The organism is Rhodospirillales bacterium, assembly GCA_023898805.1.
Lineage (GTDB): Bacteria > Pseudomonadota > Alphaproteobacteria > Micavibrionales > UBA1664 > UBA6145.
The window spans coordinates 1,077,309-1,094,296 of the sequence record CP060260.1 but is presented as its reverse complement, the minus strand read 5'-3'; the positions used below and the strand labels follow the sequence as shown (position 1 = coordinate 1,094,296).

Genomic DNA, 16,988 nt, shown 5'->3' with positions numbered 1-16,988 from the left:
CATGCGCCAGACCATCCTAACCAGCGTTTCGTTCCTTGCGGGCATCCTTGTCCTGTCGGGTTCCGTCCATGCACAGGATGCCGCGCCGCCGCCGGACGCCCAGTTGCAGGCACCGGGCAACGCCACGCTCGAACCCTCGCTCAACCCTGCCGCCGTTCCCGTCATGGACTCGGATAAAAAAACCGATGCCATGCCCGCGCAACCACAGGCCGCGCGCAACGGTGTCAACGGCGCAAGCGGCAATAATGCCGACCCCTGCCCCGCACCCGAAGCCGCGCTGAACCAGACGCCCGACGATCTGGCCAAGGTTCAGGCAGATATCGATCGTTTCACGCTGTGCGTCCAGCGCGCGCAGCTTCTTGAACGGCTGAATGAAAGCGCCCTGAAAAACCAAGCGGCAGAGGATGTCACCCTTGGCTATAATCCGGCATTGGCCGGTATCGCCAGCGGACAACAAAACGGGATGCCCGCCCTGCCTGCCGCCCTTGCGGCCCAGATGGCCGGCATGAATGGGATGCCCGCCCTGCCCGCCAGCGCATTGGGCACCGATGCCATGCCATCCGCCGCGCAAAAACCCACCGCCGCGCCGGGAACGAATCTGGGTACAACCGCGAATGACGGCGCAACACAGGACGCGAAGAAAGAACCAGAAAAGCCCAAAGCATGGACAATCGGCGGTATCTCGGGCGTCAGCAGCAACATGCAGGCTACGTTGATCAGCCCCGAAGGCGACGAAGTACGCGTTCATGACGGCATGCGCCTGTCGGATGGGAAGACCGTGGTCGTGCGCATTACATCCGGCGGCGTCACAACCCGCGACGCTGGCGGCGTAAAGAGTTTGGCCTGGGCCGATTTAAACAAGAACTGACGGGAAGAAAGGATCGTTTCGCATATGGCCTTCGAGCTTCTATCCCGCAAGAAAAAGACCGACGATGCGTGGGATCCGAACATTCCGCTGACAGCGGAGGACGGCCCGCTCGACCGCGGACAGCAGCTGCGCCAGATCGCCGCGTTTTACGCGGACGGCAAGCTGGTCGTTTCCAAATCGCACCAATCCAGCCCGCATATTTTGTCGCTTTTGATGGAAGCCAAAATCGCGGGCTATCCGGAACCGCAGATCGAGGCGGTCGAACTCAACCGCGTGCAGATCTGTTACGAACGCGCGGTCAGTACGTTCGATTTCCGCAACAAACACGACGAAGTGCGGATGCGGCGCGAGGTGCTCGACCTCGTCGCGGACATGGCCAAGCGCCGGGTGTCGGATATCCACGTCGTGGTGTACGAACAATCTTGCCTTGTCCGGGCGCGGGTCGCGGGGGCAATGGAATATATCGCGGAATGGCCGCCGGAATACGGGCATTCCTTCTGCGCAGCAGCGTTCACCATGGCGGACGCCGCCGACGTCAACTACCAGCCCTATGAATACCAGGGCGCGCGGGTGTCAAACCGCAAAGACCTGCAATTGCCGGACGGCGTGATCTCGCTGCGTCTGCAGTTCAACCCCACCGTGTACGACGGGCGCGCGATGATCATGCGTATCCTGTACAACACGGACGACAAAACCGCAGGCGACGTGACCGCGCTGGGCTTTACGCCCGAGCAGCTTGAGGATTTCGAGTTCCTGCGCTCGAAACCCTACGGTATCAACGTCGTGGCGGGGCCCACGGGTCATGGCAAATCGACGACCCTGCAACGCAACATCATCGCGATCTTGAAGGAATATAATTACAACATCGCGTTTTATACGGTGGAAGATCCGCCGGAATACCCGATTCAAGGTGCGGTACAGATGCCGGTGACCAACGCCAGCACGCAGGAAGAGCGGGCGGCGCAGTTCACCAAGGCGATCGCCGCGGCGATGCGTTCCAACCCGGACCGGATGATGATCGGCGAGGTACGCGACGAGGCTTCGGCCCAGCTGGCTTTCGAGGCGGCGATGACCGGCCACCAGGTATGGACGTCGCTGCACTCAAACGACGCGATCACCATTCCGTTCCGTCTGCGCGACCTGCATGTCGAGGATTACAAACTGTGCGACCCGACATTGATGACGGGCATGGTCTCGCAACGCCTGGTGCGCAAGCTGTGCAAAAGCTGCTGCATGCCGATCGAGGAACGAGAACTGAATTACAACCTGATTTCGCGCCTTGAAACCGCGGAAGTGCAGGTTGAACGTCTGCGCAAGCGCAACCCGCAAGGCTGCAGTGCATGCAACGGCACAGGATATGCCAGCCGAACCGTGGTTGCCGAGGTCATTATTCCGGATCACACCTTCATGGAACTCGTCAAAAAGGACCAGAAGCAGGAAGCCGAGCAGTACTGGCTTACGCAGCTCAACGGACGCAACATGATGGAGCACATGGTCGACCGGCTCCGCGCGGGCGAGGTCGATCCCGGCGATGCCGAACGCGTGGTCGGCCCCATCATCCTGCCCAAACGGCGTGGCTGAGGCGAGGGCGTCGGAATGGCAAAAAAAAAGAACGACCTTTTCTTTCAGCTTTCGATCAAGTTTGAGTTCAACGGCGCACAGCGGATGCGCTTTTACACCAAGCTGGTGCAATTGCTTGAGAACGGAGTGTCGCTGGATACCGCGCTTGGACAAATTCAAAGCATCTCTGCGCGCAAACGCAATTCCGCGCTGCCCAAGCTGTACAAGAAATGGCGCAACGACGTGGCCGAAGGGATCAATTTCGGTCAATGCCTGGCGCCCTATGTGCCAAGCTCGGAGTCAATCCTGCTGGAAACCGGCGCCAATTCGGGAAAGCTGATTCGCAGCCTGCACAACGCCGCCGAATCCATCGAAAACCAATCCAAGGTCAAAAAGGCGATCATTACGGCCGGCGCCTACCCCGCCGTGCTTTTGGGCATGTTGATCGCGGCGATGCTTTTGTCCGCATATAAGGTGATTCCGACTTTCGAGGAGATCATTCCGGTCGATCGCTGGGAAGGCATCGCGTATTTTGTCGCCAAGACCGCGGAATTCATTCGCGACCAAGGCTTTTTCATTCTTGTCACGGTCGTATCGATCGGGCTTATCATCGCCTATTCCATGCCGCGATGGACGGCCAAGGCACGTATCAAATTCGACCGGTTCGTGCCGTGGAGCCTTTACAAGATGTGGCAAGGTTCGGCGTTTCTGCTGTCGGTCGCAAGCCTGATGAGCGCCGGGGTCAAGCTGGATGAAGTCAGCCTTGCACGGATATCGCGCCAGTCCGACCCTTATCTGAAACAGCGGGTACGCGCGATTCAAAAATATATCGCGTCGGGCGAAAACCTGGGCGATTCGTTATACAACTCCGGATATGAATTCCCGGATTCCGAAATCATCGGCGATCTGCAGATTTACGCCAAATTGCGTGGATTCGACCAGAATTTGATTCGCGTCACCCGCGTATGGGTGGACGGGCTGGTCGACCGGGTCAACCTGGTGATGAAAACCGTCAATTTCGTCATTCTGGTACTGATCGCGGTGGTTATCGGATGCCTGATCGTGTCGTTTTATTCCGTCTTCCAGCAAATCCAGTCGCAACAACAGTGATGCGACAGATCCGCGCAGGCAGGGGGGTTGTTGACAGAGTTTTAAAACACTTCACAATAATCTGGTCCTAATCCGGGCGCATTATCATAACAAAAACATGCGCCCAGCCGTTTTCAAACCTTGAGGAGAGATGAACCAATGATTTCCAAACAGACACGCAAAAGCGGGATGAAAGGCTTCTCGCTGCTTGAACTCCTGCTGGTGGTCGCCGTCGGCGCGGTCCTGATCCTCGCGGGTCTGGGCGCTTACCGTCTGGTATCCGAGAACAACAACACCAACCAGGCCAGCCGCCAACTGGCTACGCTCAAGCAACAGGTGCAGCAAACGTTCCAAGGCCAGACCGGTTATCCCGCCACGGCAAACCTGCTGACCACCATGAACAGCCTGAAGGCGGTTCCGAGCGACATGGCAATCGTCGGCCTTGCCGCCGGCACGCTGAAAGGCGCGCTGGGTACGGTTACGCTTGCCTCGCCCGCCGCAAACTCGACCACCTTTACCATCACCATGGCGGGCGTGCCGCGGTCGGCCTGCGTGAAACTGGCGCAATCCTTCAATCAGGACAATTCCAGCGACACGACCGGCGTTTCGATCGGTGGTACGGCCATCGCCTCGGGCGGATTCACCCAGACGGCGCTTTCGGCATCTTGCGCCGCCGCTGGCAACGCGATGATCTGGACCTTCCAGTAAGCCCATCACAAATTTCACGAAAAAGGCCCCGGAAGGGGCCTTTTTTATGTTAGAATCTCTCATACTCCAGCCCGCCGATCGGTGGGATTTTATACAATCTTTAAGGACCTTGGATTTACAATAATCCTATTATGATACGGGGACAGGCAGGGTTGTTCGGTCATCCCGGCATTACCGGGCGCAATCGGCAGCGAGGCTTCTCGCTTTTGCTGGCGCTTTTGTTCATGGCGGTTTTCGGCGCCGTACTGGTGGTCATCGCCCGGTACAACAGCGGCGAACCCCGACAAAACCTGGCCAAGGTCACGGGCTGGCAACTGGTCGAAATCGGCAAAGCCGCGCGTCTTTACACCCGCGACCAGTTCGTCGCCGATCCAACCCTACCCAACACGCTGGCGGCAGCGGCGCAACTCGTTTCCCTTCAAACCCTGAAAAACAAAGGTTATCTGCCGCAGAATTTCGCACGAACCACCGGCGGCCTTGATTACAACGCGCTGGGGCAACGGATCATCATCGTCATGGTCAACTGGTCACCCAGCGGGCTTGGCGGCCCCCCGAACGACCCAAGCACCGTACCCGCCAGTTTCGTATTCTTCGCACCCGGCGGTAAAAGCAATCCGGAATTGATGCTGCGTACGATCCAGACCGCCAAGACTTACGGTGCCGCCGTCACCGGCCTTCTGTTCGACGACGCGGGTAACAACCTTTCGAGCCAGTGTAAGGGCGCCGAGGCCGCATCGTTTTGGGATTCCGGTTGCCTGACGCAAACAGAATTTGCCGCAATGATGAACGGCATCCTGCCACCGGGTTCGAACCAAGTAACGGGAGGCAGTCTGGTCATTCCATCATGGAAGGCCGTTCAACCGGATTTGCGCGCGGTTATGCGCTATCCCCAGCCGGAAAATCCCGGTTTCGCCACCATGCTGACCGATTTACGCATGGGCGCACCGACCGACCCTACCGCAAAATGCACCGCAACGGCCGATCAGGTCCAGATCACCACCGTGGATGCCGCCGGAAATCCGGTCAGCGTCAATACCGGCGTGTGCGCGGTGACATCGGACAATGCGACGACCGATCGCCGCTTCGACATCGATAAGATCGCCAACGTGCAGGCCGACCGACTGGTCGCCGAGCCACAGACACAGGATTATAACGCAGCGGCGGAAACCGCCAATATCGGCACGGCCAACGACGACGCGCTGTATATCAGCCAGGGTTTAACACTGGGCAACGATCTGCGCGTTTACAACACCAAGCCGCTGCCCAGCGGCGGCGCGCACCCTGCCAGCGCGCGGCTTGAAATGGCAAGCACCGCCGTGGTCGAGCGCAACGCCTATACCTATGCCAAGGATGTCACCCATGCGGGCGTCGCCACGATTGATCAGAACGCGCAAGCAAAAACATTGCTGAGCGATTCGCTGACCACCAACCAATTTACCTCGACCGTTGCGGGCATCTCGGGTGCCGCGCCGCAGATGGAAGTGGCTACTCATACAACCCTGTCCGGCAACCTGACAGTCATGGGACAGCCGGACGCCGAACTTTTGTCCGACACCGTCGACGCGCCATCGGCGCTAACCACCGCGACCGACAATACAGGCAAGGTTCAGATCACCGGTATCACCCAGATGAACGGATCAACCATGACCATCAACGGGACGACCACGCCCGATAGCGGTTATACGACGCTGGCCGGCGAGATCGCCAACGCGGGCAACGTATACGTTCAAGGGGATACCGCGGGCAGTTCGACCCAGGACCTGAAATTCCTGGCGGGCAGCCGGTCACTGTCAGTAACGGGCACGAAAAACTACGCCGGCGGCGCGCTACCGGTGGTTTCCACGACAGGCTTTTGCAAGGAGGGCGTAAATGTCGCCGGCGGTTGCCCCGATCGCCAGTACACACCGCCGACCATCACGCCATGACAAAAGCGCAGCCCATGACCACCCTACGCGCACGCGATGCCGGCTTTACCCTGCTGGAGCTTTTGCTGGCCGTATCACTGATCGGTCTTTTGCTGACCGGCATGTATCAACTGTTCGATAGTTGGCTGCAACGTTCGATAGACCGTTCCGCCGCGCTTGACATGCTGCGCGTGCAGACCGCGGCCGAGGATTACGTGCGCGCCCATTTCGATACAATCAAGGATGACGGAACGACGACCTTCGTGGAAATCGGCCTGACCACGCTGCGAACGGAACAATATCTGCCAACAGGCTTTACTGGCGTCAACGCGTTGCACCAGCCGATCCGGGTTTTTTACCGCAACCAGAGCGTATTCAAGGTCGATCCGGCGACGGGCGCCGATTACACCGACGTCGACGGCAACAAGATCAGAATGCCAAGCGTCGAGGTGGTAACGGTGTCGGACGGCGCCTTAAAAGTCGCCAACCAGCGTCTGCTCGACATCGCGCGGGCGGGCGGGCCGCGCATGGGCGTTTCAACCGACATGGTGATGCCGGGCGCAACCTTCGCGGGGCGGATTACCAGCGTGCTCAATCAATGGTATGTAAACCGCACTGATATCGCAGGGTTGAGCGCGCCAAGCGCCAGCGCCGGTTACATCGCAGCCTATGGCCGCGTGAACAACGAGGACCGGGACCCCAACGATCGCTGGCTTTACCGCGTGGCGGTCGACGACAGGCCGGAGTTGAACCGGATGCTGACCAACATCCACATGAATGACAACGAATTGCAGAATGTCGGCACGATGGTTGCGGACAGGGTATCGGTTACCGGATCCGCCGCGTTTCGCGGTGCCACGGACGGTACGACCGGCGCGAGCGCGCAGGCGATGACGGTCGAGCAAGCCTTACGCGTCGACGGTCCGGACGAAAACCGTTTCGATATGAAGGAAGGCGACGGCACCGGATGCACATGGGGCGGCGGCGCCAACCGGACGCTGAGCGGTTCAGGATGCGCCATTACGGGGGGCGAGCTTCAGGTCGTGGGCGAGGCGGGCGACGCCAATCTGCACCTCACCAACTCGCTTCTGGCGGATGGCAGCGTCATTACCGATAAAAGCACCATCAACATGACTACGTCGAACGGGATTTCGACTTTCGACACCGTCAACGGCAATACGATGCAGGCCTCGCACAGCGTCACCGCGCCTCTGACGCAAATCCACGGTGCCAGCGTCAACACGCAGGAACTTCAATCCGGTACGTTCTCGATCGCACACGGCGCAACAATCGAAAACGGTCTGGTCGCGGCACAAATCGACGGGGCCGGAAGCCACTATTATGCGGCCAAGCAAATGGATGTCGGCAACGCCGCAGAATTTACCGGTTCGCTTTACGCAGACGGCGCGACGGCAAGCAGTACGCTGTATATCCAAAATATCAGCGGTGGGTACCAGGACGCGGTTTTAAACCGGCATGTCACCTGCACACAGGCAAACGGCGCGGTGTATTGCGAACCCATCGGCACAACAAACTGGCCCGGCGGCGTATATCGCGAGGATTGCAGCTATATCCCCAACGGATACAGGTGTCTGCATTATAAATACGGCGTGTATTTCGGGCATTGCGATTTTACCCGCGGGCGCGAGTCGGACGGCCGGGCATCATGGAGCAGCGCATGTTACCCAACATGACCGGGCACACAGTCCACATATCGCCCGTACGGCGGGCACAGGCCGGTTTTTCGTTGCTGGAACTTCTGCTTTCGGTGGTGGTCTTCTTTGTGCTGCTGCTTGCGATTTTCGACCTGCTGCAAAACTACACCGCAAAGGAACAGGGGCGCGCCGCCGCCGCCTATATGGCCAATATCGCCGACGCGATGGGGCAAATTCTTTCGGATACCGACAATTTTAATATCCTGTACGACGCGGCCATCGCAACGGGGGGCGGGTATGAGCTGACCGTTGATTCAAATCCGGGCACCGCCAACAACATCGCGGCACCATCTTTCAAGGTCGGCGCGAAATACGTACAGGGCGCACGCACGCTGAATGGAAAAATCATCGCGCTTTCACCCTTGATGACGCGCGTCAGCATCCTTTTGCGTGTGACCAGCGGACCACCCAATCCGCGGGCGATGGAAGTTCTGATCGCCACGCGTACACCACGGCCGGACAAGATCATCGAACGCGCCGCCATCGAATCCGGGCCCGCGGGCGGTATCATCCGCAGCTATGCGGACAAGGCAACCGCCGTGGCGAGCAGTGTATTCTCCAGTTGGTCCGTCACACCGTCCACCGGGTTGCAGCAAACCAACTGGTATCTGAACGACATCAACGCAACGCTGGATTCCACGACGCAGGGCAGCTATCTGGTGTATTACCGATATTACAACATGCAGGATCTGGCCGGCGATTATCTGTACCGTGCCGACGGCGTCGACGGCGCCACCACCAATTACGAGCGCAATACGATGCATGCCGCTTTGAATATGGGGAACAACAACATCGCAGGCGCGGACAACGTCAATATCGGCAACGGCACGGGCAAAGCATTTGTCGCCGCCGCGGACGGGACGAACGCGCTGTGCGACGGCAGCGTTCTGTGCGTCAACGGGACCACTTCGCTGAAAGGCGCGGGCGTCGTGGCCGGCAACATGAACACCACGGGGTCCGGCTTCGTCGCCGATTCCATGTTGGCCAGCAATATGCGGGTACAAAACGGCCTGACCAGCGCGCAGCGCAATGATTACAACGCGCAAAGCCTGTTCGTGGTCGACGGCGGCCCCGGCAATAACGGCGGCGGCGCGTTCGACCGGGTCACCGTAGGCAATGTCGGCACGTTCACCGACGGTTCGACCGTACAGGATGGAACACTGACACATACCATCGCGACGGATGTCGCCATGCCTTCGGGCGGCGTGCTTGAGGCCGATACACTCGACGCACGGCGCATATCGGCACAAAGCGCCACGACAAATACATTCTATGCGGCCGACCAGCTCAAAGCCGGAATTATTAAAAACGGTGATGTGAATACCGCCAGCGGACGCGCCGCTATCATCGATATCCACGATAGCGGCAATCTGGTTTACGGCGGGAGCATAAGCCGGACGCTGAATGCCCCCAATATCACCATCACCCCCACGCCATCGACCGCCCCCGGCGCCGCTGGCACCGGGTTGACCACCAGCACGTTCGGCGCCTGTAATTCCGGCTGCGGAGACTGATGCGGCTTTGTATGGTCGCTCAGACGCCGCTCAGGCTTCGCTCGCATAAGCTCGCGCGGCGGCCGTCGCCGCCGTATCAGGTAATAAACGGACGGCAACAAGGCGTTGTACAGACGTGCGGTTCGGGATTACAATAAGCAGCGAAGCAACCGTCATTCCCGCATGCCCTTCATGATTCGGATTTTCCATCTCCCCGCCGGACTTGCGGCGCTTGTTCTGGCACTTGGCCTTGTTTGGCCCGGGTCGGTGCGGGCGAACGAAACCCTGCCAAGCTTCAATTTGCCCAGCGTAATCACACCGGGCGACGTCGACGGGTTATCCGTCGATTTCGACGATGCCTTTGATTCCATCGAAAGCCCTTATCTTTCCGATACGATCAAGATGCAGTACCAGATCAGCCTTCTGGACAAGCTGATTGAGCGGCAATCAAAACTGGAACAGATCGCCACATCCTATGACGCGCTGGGCATTCCGTTCACGCCACCGCCACCGCCGCGTGGCATTTGCGTTCAACTGCCTGCGAACGCGCCCTGCCTGAAGGCCTATCCCGATCTATACAAGGGGCTGATCGCAGAGCGAAAAACCCATTACGATGACATGAAGAAAAAGATCGAGGCCGAGGCCGAGGCTGCCGCCAGGCGCATGGGGCTGCCGGTTCAAAGCGCCTCAGCCGCCAATGATCCCGCCGCGGCCGCACGCGCCCGCAAGGAAGAAGCGGAGCGCAAAGCCAAGGAAGAAGCCGCCGAACGCAAGGACCGTTACCGCTGGACCGACGTTACCTGTCTTACAGGTTCATGTTACGGCGTGTTGATCAAACCCAAGGAAGACGGCTACCGCGTTACCGTCAGGCCAGGCACACGCTTGCCGGATGGCACATTGGTCCAGCAGATATCGACCAGCGGTATTCGCATTTCCCTTAAGGGCGATGTCATCGACGTGCGCCCAGCGCCGGGCGAAGGCGCGAACACGGCCGCATCAGGTGCCAATGCCGCAGCGCCGGCAATTCAGGAAAACAACGTTGGCGATGCCATGAGGGCGGCAGATGCCGAGCGCGCACGACGCACGCCATCGCCGGATTTCGGCCCCACGCCGACATCAAGCCAACAATTGACCAGTTCAATCGTGGCAAATGCCCAAAACGGTGCAAACACAACATCTACGGACGCCCCGGCATCCGCGGCGCCATCCGGCGCAACGTCCGGCGGGCAAACCGTGTCGCAGCCGACGCTCGGCCCTTCCGGGCTTTTTTAAACGCTTATCCGCCGTACAGATACCGTGCCAGGCTGAGCTGGCTTAGGATCGACGTCACCTGATAGGACGCTTGTAACTGCGTCTGGAGCGTCTGGAACTTCACCACCGCATCGGTCGTATCGGCAGCTTCCGTGTTTTCCAGTATCTGCTGAAGGTTCTGCTTGTCATCAAGGTGGTTCTGTTTCACCACGTTGAGCTGCTGCGAGGCGGAAGCGATCTTGGTCGAGTCGTTGCGCAGGTCGTTCACGCCCGACTGAACCTGCGCGTAAAGCGAATTGAGTGCGTCGTAAAAATTATCCTTGGTCGGCACGTCGGTGCCTTCGGAGGGAAACTGGATATTGGCGATGGCGCGGATCGCGTTCACGACTTTCTTGAACCCCGGGCTATTGGCCAGGACCGTATAGTCGACCTCGAACTGGTCGTCGGCGCGCGCGAAGACCTTCTTGGCCGATTGCAACGACGTGGAATATCCAGACTGGCTGTCGGTCATGTTATTGATTCCGTCAAGGAACTGGTCCGTCGTCACCGTGCCGTCAAGCCAGTCGCTGACACGCGCCTGAACCCCGTTGTCGGCGGCGGCCGCCCCGGAATAGGGTTTGACGCTGACATCCGAACCCGCGAACAGATAGCGGTCGCCAACCTTGGCGTTCATGTTCGCCTCGATCACCTGCAAGGCCGTGCGGGCGGCGGACTTGATGCCTTCAACGTCGAAATCCGATCCGCGCGCAAGTTGCACCGAAATCGCCTGAAGAATATTGCCCGCCTGATCGATGTTTTCCGAGATCGCGGAATTCATCTGGTCGATGTTCACCTGCGCGCTGTCGATGTTGTAGGTATAGCCGTCGATCGAGGCAAGGTCGGCGCGGTAACGCTGGATGCGCAGGCCGTCGGCGCCGTAATCCTTGAAGGTCTGGTGTTTGACGCCGGTCGTGATCTGCTGCTGGTACTCCGACATCTGCACCTGAACCTGCTTGACCCGGTCGATCAGGCTGGTCTGGCTGGCAAGCGTGGAAATATTGACGGCCATGACGGTTCTCCTTTTCCTTTAACGCATCGCGTCCATCAGGGTGTTGAGCATGTCCTGCACCACGCTGATGGTGCGGGCGGACGCGCTGTAGGCCGTCTGGATGTTGATGAGCAGCGCCATTTCCTCGTCAAGGTTGACGCCGGTCGTATCGAGATATTGTTTTTCGATGGTGGCGCGGTAATTGTCTTCCGTAGTCAACGTACGGTCGACATTGTCGGCGGCATTGGACTGGTTGCCGATGGCCTGCGTCGAATAATCGATCAGCGAGGTGGCCGTTTCGACGCCCCCGTTGAGATTTCCACCGGGGCCAAGGCCACTTACGTTGAACGGGGTGTGCTGGACCTCGCTGATCTGCATGCCGAGCGCGACCAAAGGCTGGTTCAGCCGGTCGATCAGAGTGATACTGCCACCTTCGTCGGGCTGGATCTGGAGCTTGCCGCCCACGATTTGCGCGTCGATTCCGGGCACGGCGTTGAGTTTGTCCAACAGGTCCTGTCCGGTATCGGTGGACAGGATGGTGATCGTGGTGGTGTCGTTGTTGCCTGCCGCCACCTCGAAGGACGGCGGTTGCGCCGCGGTCACGCCGGTCGCAAGCCCGAGTTCGGCCAGACCGTCCGTTCCCAGCGTCCCGCCGCCGATGGTGATGTCGCTTGACGCGGTCAAGATCAGCTGTCCACCCGAAGACAGCTGGGCCATGCCGGGAATCGCCGTATTGATCGCGGTGACAAGGCCATTTGCCGTCATGCCCGAGGTGATGGTTATGGTCTGGGCCGCGCCGGTGCCAACCTGGATCGTGAAGGTGTCGTTGGTGCCGGGATTGATGAATGTGCTGGAATCCAGCGATCCCAACGCCTGAATATTGGTATCGCCGATGACGCGCGCCTGTCCGGTCAGGCCGAGTTCGGTGAACAACGTGGCCGGGCCGGTGGAGATGGTGGACGTGCCCAATGCACGTTCATAGGCCACGTCGCCGAACGTGTTTTCGACAATCTTGGAGAGCAGCTCGCTCGACCCGCTTTGAACGGTGTTGAGCGGGTTGGTGCCGCTGCGCAGCAGGGTCAAATCCGCCGCCACGGCAGGGTTGACCACCATGTCGGCGGAAAAACCCACGTAATCCTGCGGGTTGTTGGCGGGGATGGAGCCGTCCGGCAGGGTGAAGAGTTTCAGCCCCTCGTCGTCGAAACGCATCGCCATTTTGTGCGCAAGTTCGTCCATCTGGGCCTGAAAGGTCGGCAGCGTCTGGTCGCGCAGTTCAACCAGCGCGCCAAGTTTACCGCCCAGGGCGTCATAACTGGTCAGGTCGGTGCCAGTGGTGGGGTTGCCGATCATCACAGGGTTGGCGCTGGCCGGGTAATAGCTTTGCGGGCCAAGCTGGTTTTTGGTGAAATACATCGTATTCGGCTGGGTGTCGGCCAGCAGCTGGCCCTGTTTGGTCATCACCGTGATGACACCGGTCGAATCCTTGTAGTAGGAAATGTCCATTTCCTTGGCCAGGTCGCGGACCGCGAGGTCGCGTTGGTCCTCCATGTCGGCGGTGCTGCGCTGCTGGCTGGTCGCGACCTTGATCGAGACGTTGAGATTCGCGATCTGTTCGGTCAAGGAGTTGATGTGATCGACCGAATTTTTCATTTCGGTCTGGACGTCGTTGCGCATCTGGTTGATGCCGTCCGAGAAATCCGCGAATTTCTTGATGGTCTGTGTCGCCTCGGCATAGACGTTGTCGAGCAGGTATGAATTTTCCGGCGTGTTGGCCAGCTGCGCGAACGCATCCTTGAGCTTGCCGATCTGGGCGGTAATGGTCTGTTCCGCGTCCGGCGGACCGTGCAGGTCCTGAACCTGATTGAGATAGGTGGATTTGGTGTCGAGCGCCGAAGTCAGGGAAATCTGGCTGCGATAATCGCGCAGAAGGATGTCGTTGATGCGGCGTTGGACGATGCCGACATCGGCGCCCGCGCCTTCCTCGCCGATGATGCGGGTGTATTGTTCCACATTCTTGCGCGTGTAACCGTCGGTCGAAACGTTGGCGATGTTGTTCGAGGTCACCGAGATCTGGGCCTGCGCGACGCGCAGGCCGGAAAGGGCGATGCTGAGCGGGTTGACCTGAACCATGGGCCGAATTCTCTCTTGCGTTTCAGGGCGCTGGCGCGGGCTGTCCACACCAGGGTCCGAGAACATCAATTGCAAGGAGCGTGCCACGGCACGACTAAACAGAAACCGCGCCAAAACGGCGCGGTTTGTTATTAAATATCAATGCACTATCAATTGCCTGGGGCGTTTTTGATCGCGTGGATGTTGTCCTGGATCGCATCGAACTCGTTGCGGGCGAGCAGGGAGCCGATCACGCCGAGAAGACGATTGCTGGTCTTGATCTGTTCACGGATATCGTAAAGCAGGGAAACCTGCTTCATGGCCTGGCCGACCAAGAAGGCGGTCGTCCTGAGGATGTTCACCGAACCCGAGCCGACATCACTGATGATGGTTTGGGGGTCGTTTTCGTAAACCTTGTATTGAATATACTCCAACGCCGCGCGCGACATATTATCGCCAAGGGAAAGCAGCTTTTCCTTGGCGGCACCTTCATAACCCGCACGGTTCACTGCGCCGAGCAGCGAGTTCTTGGCCGCAATCACGCCGCCTGTCGACGCCCCTGTCGACGGATTCACCGACAAGGGTGTACGATCCGAAACCTCGTCCTGAAACGGTTGCATCAGGGTATTCATGGTCGCGTTATAGGCGACCTTGTCGTTCATGGCCCTGGCCACCGCCGCCGGAAGCGGGTTTTTGTTCTGCGCATCGGTCGGAATGGGGTCGAAGGCGCGGTCGGGGAAGAGATTTGCAATGTATTGTTTTGCGAAGGTCAGACTTTGCAATTTGCTGGCGTCAAGCGACAGCGTCCAGTTGGACAGCAGGGATGCGGTCACGACATCCGCATTTTCAAGGTCCGAATTGCCGCCCGTGCAAACGGCCTGCGATGCGCCGGCATCGCCGGTTTTGACACAGGTCTGGCTTTTGCGCTGATCGATCTGCTTGAGCGCCAGATAGGCGGGGCCGCGCGAGTAATTGGGTGTCTGGGTCGAGCCGGCAGTTTCAAGCGCGGCCTGTTTTTCCAGCGAATCCCGGCCCTGTATCGCCATGATTTCGGCCGCGAGGTTGGATTGCCCCATCGAGGGCTGGATGCACATGGTGTCGGGCAGGCCGACCGCCTCGGCCGCGTTCTTGACCTGCATCTTGCTGACGTCCTGCTTGTAATTGACCTGCGCGGTCGCGTCGGCGGTGCGTACGTTTTGTTGGCCTTGAACGGCGGTGAATTTCTGCTGGTTGCCGGTCTGCATCTTGGAAAGTTCGATCAGACGCGGGAAAAAGACCTGTTCAAAATAACCGACCAGGCTGGTGTACGGGATGGGCGCCACGGGCGACATGACGGGGATGGGCGCGATATCCCCTGCTTTGCCCAACTGCATGGGTGTACCCACGGTTGCGATACCCAGAATAACCTGACGGATATTGGCGATCTGGGCGGCGGACGTGGTGTTTATGGCGGCGACGACGCAGGCGTCGCAGAATTGCGCGCGGGCGGGGCCGGTAAACACCAGCGCGCCCAGACAGGCACCGAATACACCGATTAGCCGGAGATAAGCCCTTAGACCGCCGCGCATTGATTGCCCTCGAATACCTTTTTGGTCCCTGTTTTGATTATTTTACCAAAAAAAACGGGCTCTTGGCAAAGGTTTTAGGGCCGGGTTTTAGGGCCGGGGTTTTAGGACCGAACCCGTTTTTCCAGCGCGGCCAGAATCGCATCCGGGGCGGCGTCGATGTCGAACAGGTCGACCAGCCAGCCTTCCGGGTCGCGCAAATAGGTGAACGCCGAATGATCCATCGTATATTCGCCGGGGCTTTGCGGGTCGTCGACCCGCAGGGCATAGACCTTCCACTGGGCCACCACCCGGTCGATATCCGATTGCCGCCCGGTCAGGCCGATGATCGCGGGATCGAACATCGAAAGATACTGTTTCATCACGTCCGGGGTGTCGCGATGCGGGTCGACGGTCACGAAAATCGGCGCGATACGGGCTTTTTTGTCCGGCGGCAGGTGCGCCAGTATATAAGCCAGTTTCTGCAGCTCGCCGGGGCAAATGGCCGGGCAATGGGTGAAGCCGAAAAATACCAGCTGGTATTTATCGTGAAAGGCATCGGCAGGCTGGATCGCGCCGTTTTGGTCGAGCAGACCCGCGAAGTCGCCGCCGAAAGGCCGCGGTTCAAGGGCGGTGCCGCCAGCGGGGTCGAGCAGGCCGCGATCGCGGATCTGGACATAAACCACCGATGCGACCAGCGCGAAGCCGAACAGAGCGATAAAAACAAGGCGGAGGATGCGGGTAGAGGCGGGATTCACGCCCCCCGGTTTACAGCACGCCCAGCATTTCGGCAACCAGCGGGTGACGCACGATATCGCAGGCCTTGAGGGTGACGACGCCGACATTGCCGACGCGCGCGAGTTTGTCTGCCACCTGCGCCAAGCCTGACATGCCGGGCAGAAGGTCCGATTGCTCGGGGTCGCCGGTCACCACCATGGTCGAGTTCCAACCAAGACGCGAAAGCAGCATTTTAAGCTGTTGATACGTACAGTTCTGCGCTTCGTCCACCACGATGAAGGCGTTGTTGAGGGTGCGCCCGCGCATGAAACCGATGGGCGCGATTTCGATCGTGCCGTCATCCATGTACTGGCGTACGCGCTTGCCGCCCAGCCGGTCACCCAGCGCGTCGTACAAGGGGCGCAGGTACGGCGCCATTTTCTCGTGCATGTCGCCGGGCAGGAAGCCGATGCTTTCCCCGGCCTCCATCGCAGGCCTTGAAAGGATGATGCGGTCGATACGCCCGTCCTCCAGCGCCTCGACGGCGGCGGAAATGGCGAGATAGGTCTTGCCAGTGCCGGCGGGGCCGATGGCCAGCGTCATTGCATGGCCGAGAATCGAATCCATCAGGATTTTCTGGCCTTCCGTGCGCGGGCGCACGCGCTTGACGTAGGACTGGTCGCGGTTGCGGTCGATGTCGTCGGCCAGCGGATCCCAAACATCATCCGTAAAGGCCGGGGCCCCGGTCGGCTTGCCGCCTTTGATGCTGCGGAATTGCGCCTGTTTTTCTTTCCGGGACATTCTGGACATCGGGACCTCGTTTTCCGTTCGGGTTGTTTATGGATTTTTGGGCACTTAAGACAAAAAAACCTCCGGGACGGAGGTCATAAAAATCAGCGTTCGGGCAGGGGTCGCACCGGAAGCGGTGCAAAAACAGATTTCGGGATGGCCGCAGGACAGGAAGGTCAATGGCGAGAGATCCGAAAAAAGGCGGGAAACTGCG

At 59.3% G+C, this 16,988-nt stretch carries 13 protein-coding genes; 8 read left to right on the top strand and 5 right to left on the bottom strand.

Annotated elements, in window-relative coordinates; all coding sequences use genetic code 11:
• Position 1 precedes the first annotated feature (1 nt).
• The 8 genes from H6866_05410 (at position 2) to H6866_05375 (ending at position 10,609) form a co-directional block, all read left to right on the top strand.
• Positions 2-868, top strand: a complete 867-nt coding sequence (locus H6866_05410; protein ID USO06889.1) for a hypothetical protein — start codon at positions 2-4, stop codon at positions 866-868.
• A 24-nt stretch (positions 869-892) separates the two neighbouring features.
• On the top strand, positions 893-2,449 hold the full coding sequence (gene tadA / locus H6866_05405; protein USO06888.1) for a Flp pilus assembly complex ATPase component TadA: 1,557 nt from the start codon (positions 893-895) through the stop codon (positions 2,447-2,449).
• Positions 2,450-2,464: 15 nt separating this feature from the next.
• Positions 2,465-3,538: a type II secretion system F family protein gene (locus tag H6866_05400; GenBank protein ID USO06887.1), complete on the top strand. Its 1,074-nt coding sequence runs from the start codon at positions 2,465-2,467 to the stop codon at positions 3,536-3,538.
• A gap of 138 nt (positions 3,539-3,676) precedes the next feature.
• The gene (locus H6866_05395) at positions 3,677-4,225 is read left to right on the top strand and encodes a prepilin-type N-terminal cleavage/methylation domain-containing protein (protein USO08598.1); all 549 of its coding nucleotides are present in this window, start codon (positions 3,677-3,679) and stop codon (positions 4,223-4,225) included.
• A gap of 131 nt (positions 4,226-4,356) precedes the next feature.
• Positions 4,357-6,150: a hypothetical protein gene (locus H6866_05390; protein USO06886.1), complete on the top strand. Its 1,794-nt coding sequence runs from the start codon at positions 4,357-4,359 to the stop codon at positions 6,148-6,150.
• 14 nt (positions 6,151-6,164) lie between these two features.
• Positions 6,165-7,823, top strand: a complete 1,659-nt coding sequence (pilV, locus tag H6866_05385; GenBank protein USO06885.1) for a shufflon system plasmid conjugative transfer pilus tip adhesin PilV — start codon at positions 6,165-6,167, stop codon at positions 7,821-7,823.
• The gene (locus H6866_05380) at positions 7,820-9,358 is read left to right on the top strand and encodes a prepilin-type N-terminal cleavage/methylation domain-containing protein (protein ID USO06884.1); all 1,539 of its coding nucleotides are present in this window, start codon (positions 7,820-7,822) and stop codon (positions 9,356-9,358) included. The genes pilV and H6866_05380 overlap by 4 nt, the downstream gene beginning before the upstream one ends.
• Positions 9,359-9,529: 171 nt before the next feature.
• On the top strand, positions 9,530-10,609 hold the full coding sequence (locus H6866_05375) for a hypothetical protein (GenBank protein USO06883.1): 1,080 nt from the start codon (positions 9,530-9,532) through the stop codon (positions 10,607-10,609).
• 4 nt (positions 10,610-10,613) lie between these two features.
• On the opposite strand, the gene H6866_05370 is transcribed toward H6866_05375, so the two are convergent.
• From H6866_05370 to H6866_05350, 5 genes are all read right to left on the bottom strand, one after another.
• Positions 10,614-11,636: a hypothetical protein gene (locus tag H6866_05370; GenBank protein ID USO06882.1), complete on the bottom strand. Its 1,023-nt coding sequence runs from the start codon at positions 11,634-11,636 to the stop codon at positions 10,614-10,616.
• A gap of 18 nt (positions 11,637-11,654) precedes the next feature.
• Positions 11,655-13,745 (bottom strand): flagellar hook-associated protein FlgK, encoded by a 2,091-nt coding sequence (flgK, locus tag H6866_05365; GenBank protein ID USO06881.1) that lies wholly within the window; start codon positions 13,743-13,745, stop codon positions 11,655-11,657.
• A 149-nt stretch (positions 13,746-13,894) separates the two neighbouring features.
• On the bottom strand, positions 13,895-15,292 hold the full coding sequence (locus H6866_05360) for a hypothetical protein (protein ID USO06880.1): 1,398 nt from the start codon (positions 15,290-15,292) through the stop codon (positions 13,895-13,897).
• A gap of 101 nt (positions 15,293-15,393) precedes the next feature.
• The gene (locus tag H6866_05355) at positions 15,394-16,026 is read right to left on the bottom strand and encodes an SCO family protein (protein ID USO06879.1); all 633 of its coding nucleotides are present in this window, start codon (positions 16,024-16,026) and stop codon (positions 15,394-15,396) included.
• Positions 16,027-16,036: 10 nt separating this feature from the next.
• The gene (locus H6866_05350) at positions 16,037-16,795 is read right to left on the bottom strand and encodes a PhoH family protein (GenBank protein ID USO06878.1); all 759 of its coding nucleotides are present in this window, start codon (positions 16,793-16,795) and stop codon (positions 16,037-16,039) included.
• Between the last annotated feature and the right edge of the window lie 193 nt (positions 16,796-16,988).